Origin of the sequence: Vibrio sp. JPW-9-11-11 (genome assembly GCF_013369335.1) — a bacterium.
GTDB lineage: Bacteria > Pseudomonadota > Gammaproteobacteria > Enterobacterales > Vibrionaceae > Vibrio.
The window spans coordinates 58,285-75,952 of record NZ_SZQJ01000004.1; the positions used below are offsets into that span (position 1 = coordinate 58,285).

Annotated in this window: 13 protein-coding genes; 7 read left to right on the forward strand and 6 right to left on the reverse strand. The window is 47.0% G+C overall.

The window, feature by feature from the left end; translation table 11 throughout:
* Nucleotides 1–14 precede the first annotated feature (14 nt).
* Nucleotides 15–1,166: an iron-containing alcohol dehydrogenase gene (locus FCU94_RS02855; protein WP_176287046.1), complete on the forward strand. Its 1,152-nt coding sequence runs from the start codon at nucleotides 15–17 to the stop codon at nucleotides 1,164–1,166.
* A gap of 37 nt (nucleotides 1,167–1,203) precedes the next feature.
* Here the strand turns inward: FCU94_RS02855 and FCU94_RS02860 are convergent, their stop codons facing one another.
* Both FCU94_RS02860 and FCU94_RS02865 read right to left on the reverse strand, forming a co-directional pair.
* Entirely contained in the window at nucleotides 1,204–3,261 is a 2,058-nt protein-coding gene (locus tag FCU94_RS02860) for a polysaccharide lyase family 8 super-sandwich domain-containing protein (RefSeq protein ID WP_176287047.1), read from the reverse strand.
* Nucleotides 3,262–3,420: 159 nt separating this feature from the next.
* Nucleotides 3,421–5,244: an alpha-L-fucosidase gene (locus tag FCU94_RS02865; RefSeq protein WP_176287048.1), complete on the reverse strand. Its 1,824-nt coding sequence runs from the start codon at nucleotides 5,242–5,244 to the stop codon at nucleotides 3,421–3,423.
* Nucleotides 5,245–5,635: 391 nt separating this feature from the next.
* Here FCU94_RS02865 and FCU94_RS02870 point away from each other — a divergent pair, with 391 nt between their 5' ends.
* From FCU94_RS02870 to FCU94_RS02880, 3 genes are all read left to right on the forward strand, one after another.
* Nucleotides 5,636–7,507: an ABC transporter substrate-binding protein gene (locus FCU94_RS02870; protein ID WP_441351736.1), complete on the forward strand. Its 1,872-nt coding sequence runs from the start codon at nucleotides 5,636–5,638 to the stop codon at nucleotides 7,505–7,507.
* A 114-nt stretch (nucleotides 7,508–7,621) separates the two neighbouring features.
* On the forward strand, nucleotides 7,622–9,952 hold the full coding sequence (locus FCU94_RS02875) for a right-handed parallel beta-helix repeat-containing protein (protein WP_176287050.1): 2,331 nt from the start codon (nucleotides 7,622–7,624) through the stop codon (nucleotides 9,950–9,952).
* A gap of 519 nt (nucleotides 9,953–10,471) precedes the next feature.
* Nucleotides 10,472–10,909: an Hsp20 family protein gene (locus FCU94_RS02880; RefSeq protein WP_176287594.1), complete on the forward strand. Its 438-nt coding sequence runs from the start codon at nucleotides 10,472–10,474 to the stop codon at nucleotides 10,907–10,909.
* 213 nt (nucleotides 10,910–11,122) lie between these two features.
* Here the strand turns inward: FCU94_RS02880 and FCU94_RS02885 are convergent, their stop codons facing one another.
* The 3 genes from FCU94_RS02885 to glyQ form a co-directional block, all read right to left on the reverse strand.
* On the reverse strand, nucleotides 11,123–12,373 hold the full coding sequence (locus FCU94_RS02885) for a valine--pyruvate transaminase (protein WP_176287051.1): 1,251 nt from the start codon (nucleotides 12,371–12,373) through the stop codon (nucleotides 11,123–11,125).
* A gap of 210 nt (nucleotides 12,374–12,583) precedes the next feature.
* Nucleotides 12,584–14,650: a glycine--tRNA ligase subunit beta gene (glyS, locus tag FCU94_RS02890; protein WP_176287052.1), complete on the reverse strand. Its 2,067-nt coding sequence runs from the start codon at nucleotides 14,648–14,650 to the stop codon at nucleotides 12,584–12,586.
* A 13-nt stretch (nucleotides 14,651–14,663) separates the two neighbouring features.
* Nucleotides 14,664–15,581, reverse strand: coding sequence for a glycine--tRNA ligase subunit alpha (gene glyQ, locus FCU94_RS02895; protein WP_176287053.1), 918 nt, complete (start codon nucleotides 15,579–15,581; stop codon nucleotides 14,664–14,666).
* 452 nt (nucleotides 15,582–16,033) lie between these two features.
* On the opposite strand from glyQ, the gene FCU94_RS02900 reads away from it, so the two are divergent.
* Together FCU94_RS02900 and FCU94_RS02905 are read left to right on the forward strand one after the other, a co-directional pair.
* A complete protein-coding gene (locus FCU94_RS02900) occupies nucleotides 16,034–16,588 on the forward strand; it encodes a TMEM165/GDT1 family protein (RefSeq protein WP_176287054.1) in 555 nt (184 codons plus the stop codon).
* A gap of 159 nt (nucleotides 16,589–16,747) precedes the next feature.
* Nucleotides 16,748–17,008 (forward strand): hypothetical protein, encoded by a 261-nt coding sequence (locus FCU94_RS02905; protein ID WP_176287055.1) that lies wholly within the window; start codon nucleotides 16,748–16,750, stop codon nucleotides 17,006–17,008.
* A 50-nt stretch (nucleotides 17,009–17,058) separates the two neighbouring features.
* On the opposite strand, the gene tusA is transcribed toward FCU94_RS02905, so the two are convergent.
* Entirely contained in the window at nucleotides 17,059–17,307 is a 249-nt protein-coding gene (gene tusA, locus FCU94_RS02910) for a sulfurtransferase TusA (protein WP_176287056.1), read from the reverse strand.
* A 135-nt stretch (nucleotides 17,308–17,442) separates the two neighbouring features.
* On the opposite strand from tusA, the gene FCU94_RS02915 reads away from it, so the two are divergent.
* A complete protein-coding gene (locus tag FCU94_RS02915; RefSeq protein WP_071985918.1) occupies nucleotides 17,443–17,634 on the forward strand; it encodes a hypothetical protein in 192 nt (63 codons plus the stop codon).
* Nucleotides 17,635–17,668 lie beyond the last annotated feature (34 nt).

The following is a 17,668-nucleotide window of genomic DNA, read 5'->3' on the forward strand; positions in this document are numbered from 1 at the left end:
ACTTCGAGGTATTTATGTCTACTTTCGCCTTAAATCTTCCCAAGCTGACGCTGTCAGGCGTTGGCTCGGTGGCGGAATCGGTCGCTGTTTTGGAGCAGCAACCGATCAAAAAACCATTAATTGTTACTGATAAAAACCTGATAGACCTTGGCGTGTTGGAGTCGCTATATCAAGCATTAGATGAAAAAGGATTTGAGTACAAAACCTTTGATGCTGTGACGCCAAACCCAACGGCAAGTCTTGTGCGTGCGGGGGTTGAGTTCTTTCAAGAGCATCAGTGTGATGCTTTTATTGCGGTCGGCGGTGGTAGCCCTATCGATTGTGCTAAAGCCATCCGCATTATGACCACCAATAGTGGTGATATTTGTGATTACAATGGGGTGGGCTTGGTGAAAAATCCCGGCCATTTTTTCATCGCCATTAATACCACTGCCGGTACAGCCGCAGAAATGACCTCTAATTCTGTAATTACCGATGAAAAACACCAAGTCAAAATGGTATTAGTCGATGCCAAACAGATACCTGATGTGGCGGTGAATGACCCTTCACTCATGATCGACTTGCCCGCAGCGGTCACCGCCGCAACCGGGATGGATGCGTTGACTCACGCCATTGAATCTATTGTTACTCCGGGTGCACATCGATTAACTCTACCAACGGCCCTAGAGGCGGTCAGGTTAATCACTCAATGGTTGCCTGAGGCCGTAAAGGATGGCAGCAATATTGACGCACGGGCCAGTTTGGCCGACGCACAGTTCTTGGCTGGGATGTCGTTTAACTCAGCCGGTCTCGGTGCGGTGCATGCTTTGGCTCATCAACCGGGCGCGACCCACAACCTAGCGCATGGCGTCTGCAATGCCATTTTGCTGCCGATTGTTTCAGAGTTCAATGCGCAAACCGAACCGAAGGCGTATCGCGCCGTTGCGGAAGCGATGGGGGGTGATACCTCTCGACTGGACGATCAACAAGCGGCAGAGTTGGCGATAACACTCATTCGCAAGTTATCACAGCAAGTGGGGATCCCTTCAGGGTTTGCTGAACTCGGTATTCAGCCGTCAGATATTGATGGATGGGTTCAAAAAGCACTGGATGACGTGTGTATGGGGGGCAACCCGCGTCCATTAAATGCACAGCAGGTGAACGCGCTCTACCTTGCGAGTTTATAGCCTGTCGATAAAGAAGCGAGCCATTTGGCTCGCTGGTTTACTTGACTCTTTCCATGGCCACGGTTTGGCCTAGCAGCGATGTATCACCCGAGGGGTATGCGTGGTACATCGTTGTGTCTTTTTGCTGTGTCACGTGAACCCGTACGGGTTTATTCCCTTCTCCTGGCGTGCTGAACCACATTTGACCATTGGCTTGGTCATACATGATGAAGCCTGCGCCCTCGATATAAATGGATAGTGAGTCGGTGATATCGATCTGCTGCGCCGTGTGGCAAACAAGCAATAAGCGGCGAGTTTGAGTATCCCACACCCATTGGGCGCTCTCAGTATTACTGACGGTAAATCGTCGATTTTCAATCAGCTGGTGCGTGATCTGCGAATCAAAGCTTACCGCGTAGGCGTAACGTGATTGATCCTTTATTACCAGCGTCATCACACGTTGTTCGACCGTTTCTTTGTCATCATTGGCGTTAATGCTGTGCCAGCTACCTGTTTGAGTCTCAATCTTGAGCTCAGCTTGGCTATCGTCGAGTAATAGGTAGTTCACTCCATCGTGTAACAAGTGCTGATGGACGGGGTGCTGGTCAAGGGGGGCGTCGACTTTATGCCCATCCACCAGACAGTGTTCGGTGGCCAAACATTGATTAATCGTGGTGCAAAGGGGCTCTGGGTGAGAAAGATTAACGCCGAGCGCGATCATCACTTCATCGATCACAAACCAGGTTTTTAGCCCCGTAAGTTTGCTTCCGTCGGGCAGCAAAACGTCGAGCTGCATGGTTGAGCCTCCGCCTAATGGCGTCGTCAACCCGCCTACCCAATGACTCTCGGGTTGCTCAATAGTTCCCCATTCGGCGGGTTGCCAGGTTTTGTTGGGGGCGGTGACTCCGGGAATTTTACGCCAATCCCAAGCCGGGAAAATTCCATGGTATTCGTTACCGTGACAGGCAATCTGGGTACTACCAAACCCTAACCAGTAGCCCTTTAGATTTTCTAAGTTACCAGATTCAGTGGGTTTGGTTCGGCTTGAGTTCATTTTAATACCAATAAAGCCGTGTCCGGTTTGCCAACTAGAATAATCGCTTCGCCAGAAGTGCTTAAAGCCTTTCAGTGGCGAGGCTCCCCCCGCTAAATGGTCGAGTTGTTGGTCAAGGTGTAACTGATGCTCTGGCAGCATGGATGCTAAGTATTGGAGGTGTTTTCGCGTGTTGTGATGGGCACGCGCAGGGCGGGCTATTCCGCGACCGAGTACATTAAAGTCAATCGTGTCTCGGTAGTTCATCCAACTAAACCCTTCGGTCATCAATTGGTAAAGCACTCGCACTTTTTGGGCCGAAAACTGCCAAGGGGATTGATGTGCTAGAAATGCGACCAGCAATGTTTTACTTAAAAACGCTTCCGCGTAGCCACCCATATAAAGCTGAGCGCCGTGTTGATGAAAAGAAAAATCGGGTTGTATGCCTTCGTCAACACTGACAAAAATACTGCTTTCAATCTCTTTGAGCGCGCTTGCGACTATGTCGGTGTTGTTGGTTGCTATGCCAGTGAGCAAAAATGCATAGGCAATATCTACCCGATTCGCTCCAGTTTTGAAGGTTTGGGCCAGTTGTTGGCTCAATGACTGATTTAAGGTTTGTGGATTAATTTGGGGTAAGTAACGAGATAGCAAACATACAATGTGCCCTGCCATTTGTGGTAGCCCGACATCATTCCACCACCAACTTTGAGAGGGCTTGACGATGTGAGCGCAATAGCCAATGGCTCTCTCAATACAGCGCTCGCTTTGCTGAGTGGGTGACAATACGTGATGTTTAAGCAGTTGCAAAAGGCGAGAGTAGTGTGCAAAAGCGGGCCATAATGCGCCACTGACAGGCAAGTACTCGATGTCTCGCCATTTTCCTTGGGTATTTTGCAGAGCGATGCAATCGACTAAGGAAAAGTCCGCTTCAGACTGTGACAGTAATTCGCGACACAATTTGCCATTAAGCTCATCAATCGCACTGTGCATCGCCGCTTTTTGCGTATTGGTGTCAAACGAGCCTTTGGCTGGTAATCGCTCGGAGTGTGGTGTGTTCTTCTCTTGGATAGTCTTCACCATCGGTTTTCCTATTGATAAATCCCCTTACTATCGGGAGGTGCGGGTGTTCATGCCTCTCCACTCCTGCCATTCGCCGCTGGTGGCAATATCGCCTGCGCCTAGGTTAAGACTTCTTATCCTTTGAGTGCGGCGCAGGCATACTTGCACGTTACGGTGGGGTTAGTGGCTGGCGCGTCTTGGTCGGATCAATAGGTAATCTAGATTCACGACTTGGTCACCGTATTTGGCGTAGTGATCAATACCAAGGTTGAAGCCGGATAGGGTTAATTGATACTCACCGGCTTGGGAGAACTCTAGCTCACCCAATTCGCTGACCACGGTTTTCCAAGGGATTTGCGTATCGTTGTGTAAGATGGCATCAGGATTGAGTGAAAAATCCAGCGTTTGATCACCACACGCAATCGACCCCGTTTTTCCGTAGTGCTCCCAACCTGGCGTTTTATGATGTCGAGACTCTAAGCTGGCTAAGTCGACACAGTAACGGCCGGGTTGATTGACGGTGAAGGTCCAGTGGTAGACGGGCGACTCAGAATGGTTTGTCGTGACGTTTAAGGCATCTAAACGTACTTTGTGCAAGCGATCTTGCGCCACTCGATGGTTTAAACTTAACTCCCCCTCGTATTGCAGTTTGAGTACGGTTGGACCTTGGTTGAAATTGCACTCTCGGTGCAATGTAATGGTCGTGGTCATACTGTCGTCATCGTCGTTCCTTTGTAGGACCGCGAGGTGCTGTGAAGCCAGGCTACCCGAGAGTTCGCTGATAGCGATCACCGAGTTATTGAGCTGATGAAGCTGAATCTGGTTGTGTTCTGGCGAGCGCTGTAAAATCAGATACAGAGTACGCTGTGTTGGATCGTGAGTGACGACTCCCCAGTTGAATCCAGTCGAAAATGGTGAGGCTTCTGTATCGATGACCGCGGATTGGTTGATGTCCATCCATTGGCCCATTTCACTTAGTATTTCGGTCATTTCGATTGGAACTTGACCTTCGGGCGTTAAGGTAACATTGAGCAGAAAGTTGCCGCCGCGGCTTACGCTGCAGCACAATTGGTTGATCAACGAGTTTGCTGACTTTGGATTGAGATCAGAGCGGCTGTAGCCCCAATTGTCATTGGTGGTTGAGATACCTTCCCAAAAGTAGGGTTTAACGGGCAGTGGCTCCATGTAGTTGTCGTGACCCGTTTTGATGTCCCAATCTACTTGGTGCTCTAACTTATCACTGGTTACTCGGCTGTTCACAACCGTGTGAGGTTGAATGTCGCGAATGGATTCCATTAGCTGGGTCACTTGCTCGACATGGTGAGCGTCAGGGGCAATGTCAAACCCACCCATGTCAAACCACAATGAGCACAGATCACCGTAGTCGCTTAACAGCTCTTTGACCTGAGGCAGGCATTTGTTTTGCCAATACGCTTGATAGCCGTTTTGCTCCCATTGGTCTTGTTGATGGTCCCAATTGTTCGGCGCCAAGCTGTAGGCGGTAGGGTGGTGCCAATCAATGGCATGAGAGTAATAGAAACCCAAATCTAAGTCTTGCTGACGACAAGCTTGCTCGATTTCTTTGAGTGGGTCACGAGCAAATGGGGTTTGTTGATGGATGTTAAAATCATCGACTTGGCTGTGATACATGGCAAAACCATCGTGGTGCTTGGCGGTGATCACCAAATAGTTCATACCCGCTTGTTTCGCCATCTCCACTAAGGCGTTGGCATTGAACTTGTGTGGATTAAAGGTGCGCGCATAGTCTTGGTAAGTCGCCATCGGGATCTTGGCTGAGTAGGGCAACCACTCACTGATGATGTCGTAATACTTACCTTGATAAAAACCGGCTAAGTTCTGATGACAATACAATCCCCAGTGAACAAACATACCAAAGGTATTGCTTTTCCATCGTGCCAAGCCCTCGGATGAGACACCGGTAAAATTGTCTCTGTCATTGTCGTGTGTATTGCTGCTCTCGCCTGCGAGTTCACCTACTGTCATACCTAACTTCCTTTAAAAATAAAACGATGGTTCATTTTAAAATTTAAGGGAGGATTGAGCCTTTCTCTCTAAGTTGTCTGTGAATTTGTTCACGAAATCCAACCGTCTAAGCAAGGAAGCGCAATACGAGATTGCCCGTTTTGGCGGCAACGAGGAAGAATCGGGCGTGGGCAAAGCGGTAATAAGTGTGATCCAGTTAAAGCTTGGGTGGTTTCTCTGAGAATACAATCACAGTTTCCAGCTAGGAGTCGCATGAGAATAATCTACGCAAATAAAATGAAATCTCTTTTTGAATTAAAAGAAACGAATTTTTACCTATAATATGGACGTGAAACGCCTGGAGAGATTTATGCGTAGTTTAAAAGTTATTGCTCAGCTTTCTGCTGTTGCAATGGGAATCTCATTGTCATTGCCAGCGAATGCTGCTGTTTATAATGAAGCGCCAATGCTGAAAGATTTGGTTTCGAAGGGGCAACTCCCTTCGGTAGAAAAGCGATTGCCTTCTGAACCATTTGTACTTAAACCCATTGAAAGCATTGGTCAATACGGTGGCCAATTAAAATTATTGGGGATGAAAAAAGATAATGGCCATCGCATGCGTCTTTTGAAGTACGACAACCTGTTTAACTTTAACCGCAGCTATACGGGCATTGAACCCAATATTGCCACCGGTTATGAAGTGAACCAAGACTTAACCGAATATACGCTTTCGTTGCGCGAAGGCATGAAGTGGTCTGATGGTCACCCATTTGGTGCCCATGACATTAAATTCTACATAGACCTGATGAATCGTGCCGATTGGTCGGGAAATCGTCCGTTTTTTGCTCGTTCAGTTGGGGATGCGAGCGCTGAAGTGATCAATGATCACACGGTAAAAATTACACTGAGCAAACCCGATGGGATGTTTTTACGCAAACTGGCCAACACAGACGGCTCCAATATTGTTCAGTTCCCTAAACACTATTGTGAACAGTTTATTCCTGAGTTTAACGAGCAAGCAGAAGCAAACGCGAAATCTGCTGGCTTTGACAACTGGCAGCAATACTTCCAAACCAAGTGTCGTGCTATCTACTTTATGGAAAGCCACACTAACCCTGATCGTCCAACCATTAATGCTTGGAAAGTCAAAGTAGTACCAGGGCCAGATACTCAATACGCGACATGGGAACGCAATCCGTATTACTTCATGGTCGATACGGACGGCAATCAACTCCCTTACTTGGATGAAGTGTACTTCTCATACTCTGAGAATAAAGAAGAATTGGTGCTGCGCGCGGCAGCGGGTGAAACTGACTTCCAAACACGTCACATTGGTGTGGCCATGTACCGTCCAATGATGATGGAGAACCAAGAAAAAGGTGGTTATCGCTATGAGTTTCGTCCAACGACTGCCGCTACGGCGATGACACTACCGTTTAACCAAACCTCCAAAGACCCGGTCAAGCGAGAGCTGTTTAGAAACAAAGATTTCCGCGTGGCTTTATCACACGCGATCGATCGTGAAGCGATCTCGGAAACCATGTACGCAGGTGCGGTTGCGCCGCTACAATCGGCACCTTCAGAGAAATCCAATTTCTTTGATAAGGAGTTCATGACGCAGTACACCGAGTACGATGTCGAAAAAGCGAATCAAATGCTTGATCAAATTGGTTTATCTAAGAGAGACAGCGAAGGCTACCGCTTGGATAAAACGGGTAAACGACTCAGAATCGATGCTGCCGTCGCCCAGCGTTATGTCGGTGAGCAGACTGACATTCTAGAAATGGTCAAACGTGACTGGGCTAAAGTGGGCGTGTTCTTTGATATTAAGATTGTCGAAAACTCCTACTTAGGCACCCTGATGCTGTCTAATGGCTACGATATGCTGCCTGGCGCGGGTGGGGCGAGTGTTGGTCTGTTGGATACCTTCCGTGATTACGGCGTGCAAAACCCGTCTTCCACTTGGGGAATTGGTTACTACTACTGGATGACAGACCCAAATCACGTAGATGCAGTCGAGCCACCAGCTCACGTCAAAAAGCAAATCGAACTATACCGAGAAATGGGTAAAACGGCTTCGCAAGAAGAGCACAATAAGTTGATGGGTGAAATACTCAAAATCAGCAAAGAGCACTTTTACCAAATTGGAACCGTGGCCGCGTTGGATGAAGGTGTGATCATCAAAAACAACGTCAGAAATGCCGATACCATGGTACCGAACTCTTACGGTATTGCCTCTCCTGGCCCAATGAGAACGGCTCAGTTGTGGAAAGAACAGCAATAGGCTAAGACCGAGTCATACAAAGAGATATCCAGGATTCTGGGTATCTCTTTTTTTCATATACTTCCCTGAACCACTAAAGGGAAGGTTGTTTTTATTTTCATGTAAGCAAGTTGTATGTTTGAAGGTTTATCTGACGCAGGTTTAAGTAATTGCATTTCCATCCCAGTGTGTCGCTCAGCAAAGAAAGACGAAAACAGTATTATTGAAGCGTTACAAAAAGCGCAGCAGCTTAAAGGTAAAGGCCAACCCGTTGTCATTGACTTAGGCAGTGGTGTTTATGAAATTAACACGCCTATTGTATTAGATGAGAGCTTTTCTGGCTGTGAAGGCTCCCCCATCATTCTTCGTTCTAATGATCCGCAAAATCCCGCTGTCTTATCGGGCTCAGTGAGCTGCGAGTTACACTGGGAACGCTACGATGAAAACATCATTAGAGCTAAGCTCAATGGTGAAAGCTTCGAGCGATTTTTTGTCAATGATGAACCACAGATTCGAGCTAGATATCCGAATTTTGATAACAATGAGTCAATTTATAACGGCTATTCAAAAGATGCTCTTGAGCCGTCGCGCATTTCATCTTGGCGTCACCCCAAAGGCGGCGTTATCCACGCTCAGCATGCAAGTCGCTGGGGAGGTATGCACTATGAGATTATTGGAAAGAATAGTGAAGGAGAACTGATTACTCGTGGTGGCTGGCAAAACAACCGCCCTTCACCAATGCATCGAGAGTTTCTTTTCGTCGAGAATATCTTTGAAGAGCTCGATAGTGAAGGGGAATGGTATTTTGATTCACAAGAGTGTTGGCTATATTTTTATCCCCCACAAAACCTCGATATATCCAAAGCGACGTTTTCTGTCTCTAGAGTGGATCGCCTATTTGAGCTGCGAGGAAAAGAAGCAAGTCCTGTACAAAATCTTGTCATAGAGAACATTCAGTTAAAGAATACTGGCTATTCATTCATGGCGACTGATGAACCGTTATTGCGCGGGGATTGGTGTATTCATCGCGGCGGGGCCATATTGATAGAAAATGCAAAACACTGCCAAATAAACAACTGCGATTTTCACAATATTGGTGGCAATGCGATCACTTTAAGCCGTTATTGTCGTCATATATCCGTTAGAGGCAATCGAATTGAACACATTGGGGCGGGGGGCATCAATGTGATTGGTGACCCTAGAGCGGTGCGCTCGCCCTGTTTTTCATACAGTGATTTTATAGCGTTGGATAAGCTTGATTATACTCCAGGCCCCAAAGCGGACTGTTACCCCAAACACTGCACAGTTGAACAGAACCTTATCCATGATATTGGTTTAGTTGAAAAGCAAGTCGCGGGTGTTCAACTCTCCATGTGTTCCCATATTACGGTTAAAAATAACAGTATCTATCGAGTTCCACGGGCCGGTATTAACGTCAATGACGGTACCTGGGGTGGGCATGTTATCGAGCACAATGACGTCTTTGATACCGTGTTAGAAACACATGACCATGGTGCATTTAACGGCTGGGGAAGAGACAGGTTTTGGCAAGCGGATATCGATGAAACCGGCCAACGGATCAAGGATTGTCCCGATATCTGGCAACTGGATGCGGTCGATACCATTACCATAAGAAATAACCGTTTTCAGTGTGACCACGGTTGGGATATCGACCTGGATGACGGTTGCTCAAACTATGATATTTATAACAATATTACCTTGTCTGGCGGTATTAAGTTAAGAGAAGGTATGCGCAGACGTGTCTATAACAATATATTGTTGAACTCAGGTTTTCACCCTCATGTTTGGTTTGAAAATAGCGAAGATGTATTTGAACGAAATATCGTGGTGGAGCCACATCAAGATATTCGGTTAAAAAGTTGGGGAAGCTGTGTTGACTATAACTTTTTTACCGATGAACAATCGCTGTTAAAAATGAAGGACAAAGGTGTCGACTTAAACTCCATCTCAGGCGATCCACTTTTTTTAACGTTAGATAACCAAACGATAGCGATCTCAGACAGTTCTCCAGTGTATCAACTGGGCTTCAATCGTTTCGATTATAATGATTTTGGGGTGACGTTACCTAGGTTGTCTGGTTTGGCTGAAAAACCAGTATTTGCTGATATTGATTTGAGAAGCAGTGCTGTGGATTTGTCTCAAGGTTATGATTATCTGGATGCCAAGTGTAAGAACGTAGAAACGATGGGCGAACTCTCTTCGCTCGGACTCGAAGACTTATCAGGGGTCATTGTTTTAGACTTTAGTTTGTACAGCAAGTGGAATAAGGTTGGGTTTCGAAAAGGAGATGTGATCCTAAGAGCCAATACGCCTTTTGAAAGTACCAAAATCGGTAATATTCAAGATTTAATTCACTGCTTGGAAAATGAGTCTTGGCAACAGCAAGATGTCACTTTGTCTGTTTTTAGAAATCAAAACGAAATACGCTTGAATTGGTTGGGCTAAATTTCGAGTTATCGGCAAGTCATCATTCACTTGCGTGAGTGTGAAGTCTTTTGACAATAAGATAGACAAGTAAACTATTCTGATAGCGTATGATCATCCCCGCCAATTTTGTTGGTGGGGATTTTTTCGTTGGCGCAAGATCGCTCTGGAGAATGAGATGGTTGAAGGTAGGAGGCGATGATTCTAGCGCGGTGAATCTGTTTAATGCATTGAAAAAATAAAATAAAAAAATTTTAAGCGATTCCCTTGAAAGGTTTTTGCTCAATCCACATATCTATTGGTGAAGGGGAAAGCTGTCTTGCTCACGAGAGAAGAAACAGACCTCTGGAATCGCTGAACAGGCATCGCTCACTAGAGGATGACCTTGCAGGCACACAATTGAACTTGATTCGACACTAGGTCCCAGAGTGAACAGAACCCGAGGAGTAGTGAACGAATCCCTTAGTCGGCAACGGTCTATACCAGATAGATCGGCGCAAACTCACGGCTAAGACTATTGCTTATTAAGAGGATAGCATGATGAGAACTGTAGATTTCACTCCACTTTACCGCAACGCAATTGGCTTCGATCGTCTATTGAACATGATGGAAGCAAACACATCGAAGAACTCTTCTGGCGGTTACCCTCCCTACAATATCGAGCAAAAAGACGAGAACCACTACCGTATTACCATGGCAGTAGCGGGCTTTGCTGAAGAGCAACTCGATCTAACTCAGAAAGAAAACACTCTGATTGTTAAAGGTGAGCGCAAAGCAGAAGAAGAGAAGCAATACGTTTACCAAGGTATTGCCGAGCGTGATTTCGAACGCAAGTTCCAGTTGGCAGACTACGTCAAAGTCGTGGGCGCTAGCATGGAAAATGGTCTGTTACACATAGACCTAGAGCGCGAAATCCCAGAAGCGATGCAGCCACGTAAAATTGCGATTAACGGCAGCAAGCTTATTGAAAGCAAATAAGCGTCTCAATTCGCTAGTGAGATAAAGAGTGAAAGAGCACCCTTACCTTGAAAAAGGCGGTGCTCTTTTTTTGTATCTATCTTTATAGGGTAGGCATGACCTGTGTAGCGATTGTGGCAAGTATGCGCAGACATTGCGCTAGTGCTTATTCCTAGTAGCGAATCTTGTTCAAGCGACTTGGAAAGCAATCGCAGTTCAGGTCATAACTAGGTGTTAACCTTGTTGGTACGCCTTTTCGACTTCTTCCGCAATTATCTTGATGCCTTTTTGCATCATCTCGTCATCTTGAACATAGTTCATACGCAGGCATTGGTGGGCGTGCTCCCAATCGTCCGCTTGACCGATAAAGAAGTACTCGCCAGGTACAATCAACACGCCACGTGCTTTTAAGCGTTGGTAAAGCTCCATCGTGGTGATGGGCAGTTCATCGAACCAAAGCCACAAGAAAATGGCTCCCTCTGGTTTATGAATACGAAAGCGTTTGTCGGTAATCGCTTCTTGCAGTAATTGAACCGCACGTTGAGACTTGTGTTGATAGAACGGCTTGATCACCGTCGAACTAAGTTCTAACAGGTCGCCCTTTTCAATCATACGATTCGCCATCGCAGGGCCTAAACTACCTGGCGCTAAGCTAATAATACCGTTCATGTTGGTCATCGCTTGAGTGATGGCTTCACTGGCAATCACAATACCGCAACGCACACCTGGTAAACCCAGTTTTGACAAGCTCATACACAGGATGGTGTTCTCATTCCAGAAGGGTTCAACGTCTTCAAAGATAATATTGGGAAACGGGAGGCCGTAGGCGTTGTCGATGATCAGTGGAATGTTGTTTTCGCGCGCCAATCTATCAAGCTTGTGGATTTCTTCGTCAGTCAGCACGTTACCCGTTGGGTTGGTTGGACGAGAAGCACAGATCGCCGCGACCGATTCATCCACGGTTAGCTGTTCAAAATCGACATGGTATTTAAACAGGCCGTTTTCGAGCAGTTCTATGTCAGGATGGTAGGAAACAAAAATATTTTCATCGATACCCGCATCGCCATAGCCGATATATTCAGGGGCGAGCGGTAACAAAATTTTCTTATGTGAGCCATCTGGTTGCTGGCCCGCGAGTAAGTTGAACAGGTAGAAAAAGCCACTTTGACTGCCATTGGTCAGGCTGATGTTCTTCTCGCTGATGTTCCAACCGTAGGTCTCTTTGAGCAATTGAGCGAGTGCTTTAACAAATGTATTTTTGCCTTGAGGACCATCGTAATTGGCCATCGCGGCCACGAGTTCGCCACTCGCGAGCATCTCTTCACTGGTTTGGTGGAAGTAGTCGAGCATGGCCGGAATTGCGGCTGGGTTGCCGCCTCCAAGCATGATGGCACCCGGAGTGCGAAGACCATCATTTAAGTCATCCATCAACTGAGTGATACCTGAATACTGATTAAACTTTTCACCAAACTTAGAAAACTGCATTACTTGTTATACCTAATTCATTGTTGTCATTGCTTTAATATAGAGAACGACCAGTGCGTGGCTGATCAATAGAGTAATCCTTGAACATACCTTAATGAGTTGGCGACGAAAAGCACTAAATCTGTGCAACAGATAAAACAAAGCCCAACTCCGAGGAGTTGGGCTTGAACGAGAGTCTTTTTGATTGTGACTGACTGCTCAGGTAGGGCGTTACTTCTGCAGCAGAGAAATATCAGCAATCTGTAAGAACAGGTTACGCAGGTTATTAAGTAGCGTGAGACGGTTGTTCTTCAGAGCTTCGTCATCTGCCATCACCATAACGTTATCGAAGAAGGCATCAACAGGCTCACGTAGACCCGCTAGCTTGCTCAGCGCTTCTTGGTAGTTACCTGTTGCGAACGCTGGCTCTAGCGCTTCTGTCATCACTTCAACGCTTTCAGCGAGTGCTTTTTCTGCGTCTTCTTGAAGAAGGGCAAGGTCGATCTCTGCGGCCAGTTCTCCATCAAATTTCGCTAGAATGTTACCCACACGCTTGTTCGCTGCAGCTAGGGCTTCTGCGGCTTCTAGCTCGCGGAAGTGAGAGACCGCTTTCACGCGCTGATCGAAGTCTGCAGGTTTGGTTGGACGGTTAGCCAGTACTGCTTGGATGATATCCACGCTGAAGCCTTCGTCTTTGTACCATGCGTTGAAACGACCAAGCATAAATTCAATCACGTCGTTCTCTACGTTTTCGTTAGTTAGCTTAGTACCAAACTGAACCTTAGCTTCACGAATTAGGTCAACGAGGTCTAGATTGTAGCCGTTTTCAACGATAATGCGCAGAACACCTAATGACGCACGACGAAGTGCAAACGGGTCAGAGCCCTTAGGTGCTTGGCCGATACCAAAGATACCAACGATCGTATCTAGCTTATCTGCCATAGCGACTGCAGAAGAGATACCTGTGCTTGGTAGCTCATCGCCAGCAAAGCGAGGCATGTACTGTTCGTAAAGTGCGAGTGCAACTTCTTGGTCTTCACCGTCGTGTGTGGCGTAGTGCATACCCATGACACCCTGAGTATCGGTAAACTCGAACACCATAGAGGTCATTAGGTCACATTTAGCCAGTAGGCCCGCGCGAGTTGCTTTCTCGACGTCAGCGTCAATTTGTTTAGCAATGTAGCCAGAGAGTGCCGTAATGCGGTCTGTTTTGTCTTTGATCGTACCAAGCTGCTTCTGGAAGATGGCTTGCTCGAGTTCAGGCAGACGGTCGATAAGCGGACGCTTACGGTCAGTGTTGAAGAAGAACTCTGCATCCGCTAGACGTGGACGAACGACCTTCTCGTTCCCTTCGATAACGTAGCGAGGCTCTTTTGACTCGATGTTAGAAACGAAAATGAAGTTCGGTAGCAACTTGTTGTTTTCGTCATACACTGGGAAGTACTTCTGGTCACCTTTCATGGTGTAAACCAAAGCTTCAGAAGGTACTTTTAGGAACTCTTCTTCAAACTTCGCAGTAAGAACCACTGGCCACTCAACCAGAGAGGTCACTTCTTCCACGAGGTCATCTTCTAGGTCCGCCACACCGCCAACCGCTGCCGCGGCTTTTTGCGAGTCAGCAAGGATGATCGCTTTACGCGCTTCGTAATCGGCCATGACTTTACCGCGCTCTTCTAGGATCGCTGGGTATTGCTCGGCAGAATCGATAGTGAACTCTTGTTCACCCATAAAGCGGTGACCACGGATAGTGCGGCTTGATGCAACGCCTAGGATCTCACCTTCGATAAGGTCAGCGCCCATCAGCATGGTGAGCGTTTTAACCGGGCGAATAAATTGCGTGGTTTTGTTACCCCAACGCATTGGCTTAGCGATAGGTAGGTTGCCTAGTGCTTTCGCTGCAAGATCAACGATGATTTCAGAGGTTGGCTGACCTTTGACTTCCTGTTTGAACAGTAGCCATTCGCCTTTGTCCGTCACTAGACGCTCTGCTTGTTCAACTGTGATGCCGTTACCACGCGCCCAGCCTTGCGCGGCTTTAGTCGCGTTACCGTCAGCATCGAAGGCCACAGAAACCGCAGGACCGCGCTTTTCAACTACTTTGTCCGCTTGACCTTCAGCTAGCGCTGAAACCTTAAGGGCGAGACGACGCGGAGCCGCGTACCATTTCACGCCTTGGTGCGCTAGGTCTGCGCCTTTTAGTTCCGCTTCGAAGTTTGCTGCGAACGCTTCTGCTAGAGTGCGAAGTTGCGTTGGTGGAAGCTCTTCTGTGCCTAGCTCGATTAGAAATTCTTTTGCCATGTTACTCTACCCCTTACGCTTGTTCTTTTTTACACATTGGGAAGCCAAGTGCTTCACGCGATGCGTAGTATGCTTCTGCAACGGCTTTAGTCAGGTTGCGGATGCGCAGGATATAACGTTGGCGCTCTGTTACAGAGATCGCTTTGCGTGCGTCTAGGAGGTTGAATGCGTGACCTGCTTTAAGGATGCGCTCGTAAGCGGGCAGTGGCAGTGGTTTCTCAAGCTCAAGCAACTCTTTACACTCTTTTTCACACTGTTCGAAGAAGCCAAATAGGAAATCAACGTCTGCGTGCTCAAAGTTGTAGGTGGATTGCTCTACTTCATTCTGGTGGAAGATATCACCGTAAGTGACGTTAGAGCCGTCTGGTGCGACGTTCCATACTAGGTCGTAAACCGAGTCGACTTCTTGGATGTACATCGCTAGACGTTCGATACCGTAAGTGATCTCACCGGTAACTGGTTTACACTCAAGGCCGCCCACTTGTTGGAAGTAAGTGAACTGAGTCACTTCCATGCCGTTTAGCCACACTTCCCAACCAAGACCCCATGCGCCTAGTGTTGGGTTTTCCCAGTTGTCTTCTACGAAACGAATATCGTGAACAAGTGGGTCAATACCAAGAACTTCAAGGGAGCCAAGGTACAACTCTTGAATATTGTCTGGAGACGGTTTTAGCGCTACTTGGAACTGATAGTAGTGCTGAAGACGGTTAGGGTTTTCACCATAACGGCCATCGGTCGGGCGACGTGAAGGTTGTACGTAAGCGGTCGACATTGGCTCTGGGCCAAGTGCACGTAGACAGGTCATTGGGTGAGACGTGCCCGCACCTACTTCCATATCTAGCGGTTGAACAATGGTACAACCATTCTGTGCCCAGTAATCCTGCAGCGCGAGGATCATTCCCTGGAAGGTTTTGATATCGTATTTTTGCATAGTAATTCGCGCAATTCTTTAAGTAAAAGTTGTGTCTAAAATAGAGAAAAAATAACAATCAAGTATAACGAGATATTCGCCTTGGGAGTAGGGCTAATCTTGATTAATTGCTAGGCAAAAATCTCCTTTAATAGAAATTTTTTGCCTTATGCCCCTCATTTTTCTTAAAAGAGAGTAAATCTGTACTTTAGCACTTGAGCTATGCGCGCGAGACGGATAAAATCTCGTCGTCTTTGGGGAGTAGCTTACTGAATTATCAACACTGGGATAATCGGTTCGTTCGTCAACATAATTGATGCCAAATCATCATGGCGTTCGAGACAAAGTGCGACACGACACAACAATAATGTCGCTTTGTTTAGCAAGACCTTAGACAAATCATCACGAACCGGGGCGGGGCGTGAGGTTTGTCTTTGGTTAAAATAATAATCCCTGCCTCTCAAGAGCAAGTCGTGAGCGTTTTAGCTATCTCTATCACTACCGTCGCTTTGGCGGAAATTGGTGATAAAACTCAACTGTTGTCACTCTTATTAGCCAGTCGGTACCGCAAACCTATTCCGATCATCGCGGCTATTTTCTTAGCAACCCTTGCCAACCATGCTTTAGCGGCGTGGCTCGGTGTGGTGGTGGCTGACTACTTATCGCCTGAAATTTTACAATGGGTGCTGGTGGTGAGTTTTGTCGCCATGGCGGCTTGGGTTCTGATCCCAGATAAACTGGATGACGATGAACAGATTTCAAATCGAGGTCCGTTTATTGCTAGCTTCATTGCGTTTTTTGTCGCTGAGATTGGCGATAAAACTCAGATTGCGACCTCAATTCTGGGCGCACAATACGCAGACGCCCTGACCATGGTCGTGTTGGGAACAACGATAGGAATGCTGCTAGCGAATGTCCCTGTGGTGGTGATTGGAAAACTGTCTGCAGAAAAACTGCCGCTCGCTTTAATCCGAAAAATCACCGCGCTAGTGTTTGTCGCACTGGCGATTGGCGCTGCACTGTTTTAGTTGCCTTGATAGATAATCGGCGAAAACAGAATAAGTTAGATGCGGTTGCCTAATGAGAGGTTGGCTTAAAGATTCACTCTGAGACGTGATCGCTGACCTATTCGCGTTTTAATCACCGTGCTAACGTAACACTGTGAATGATAGCGAGAGGGCAAGCTTATGCTTACACGTTATATGGGGATGACCCCACGCAGTCAAAGTTACTTGTTCACTTTTGGTTTGGCTCTATGCCTATTGGCGATGGTGCTCACCGATATGTGGTTACCGATTGTCGCTGGGTCATTTATTTTGACAGGATTAACCGTCGAGGCCTGGATCCGCGTTGAGCACATTATTCCTATGCACGACGAAATGCGGGCAATGCAAAAGCAGATCGCGAAGCTGCAATCGGAAATACGAACACTAGAATATGATGAATAAACAAACGGCAGCCTCAAGGCTGCCGTTTTTCTTGCTCAATTAGAATGGCACTAGGCCATCCCTTTCTTAATTAGATATTGGTACGGCAGTTGGTCGGTTTGTGAATCGACCAATTGGTGATCCATAAAGCGACAGAAACTAGGAATGTCGCGAGTAGTCGATGGGTCATCGGCCGTAACCAGCAGTATCTCACCGTCTTGCATATTGCGGATTGTCTTCCTGACCATCATTACTGGCTCTGGGCAGCGAAGTCCTTGCGCCTCGAGCGTTTGATTTGCCTGCTCTGGATTGAATGTCATGGTCGTGTCTTTGGTTACTCAATGAGGCCTAGATAATACCCGCGAAGAAAAAATATTCAATAACCCCTTGGCAAAGTGATCATTTTGTTTTAACTTAGTTAACAAGTTGGTAACATTTGAATCGGGAGGGCGAATATGTTGACGGCTTTAGATCGACTCACTATCTATTCGGTGCTGTGTTTTATCTCATTTTGCGCTCTTGTTTTACGTTCACCAGCAGAATCATCGTCGTTTATGCCATTGCTTGGTATGGGTGCGACGGTGGTAGGGATTTGGCTCGAGATGCATCGCTGGCCGAGCGCATCTGAAGAGCAAGAAAACGGCTAGCAGACCTTCCAACTGTTTCCGTTTTTGACACTAC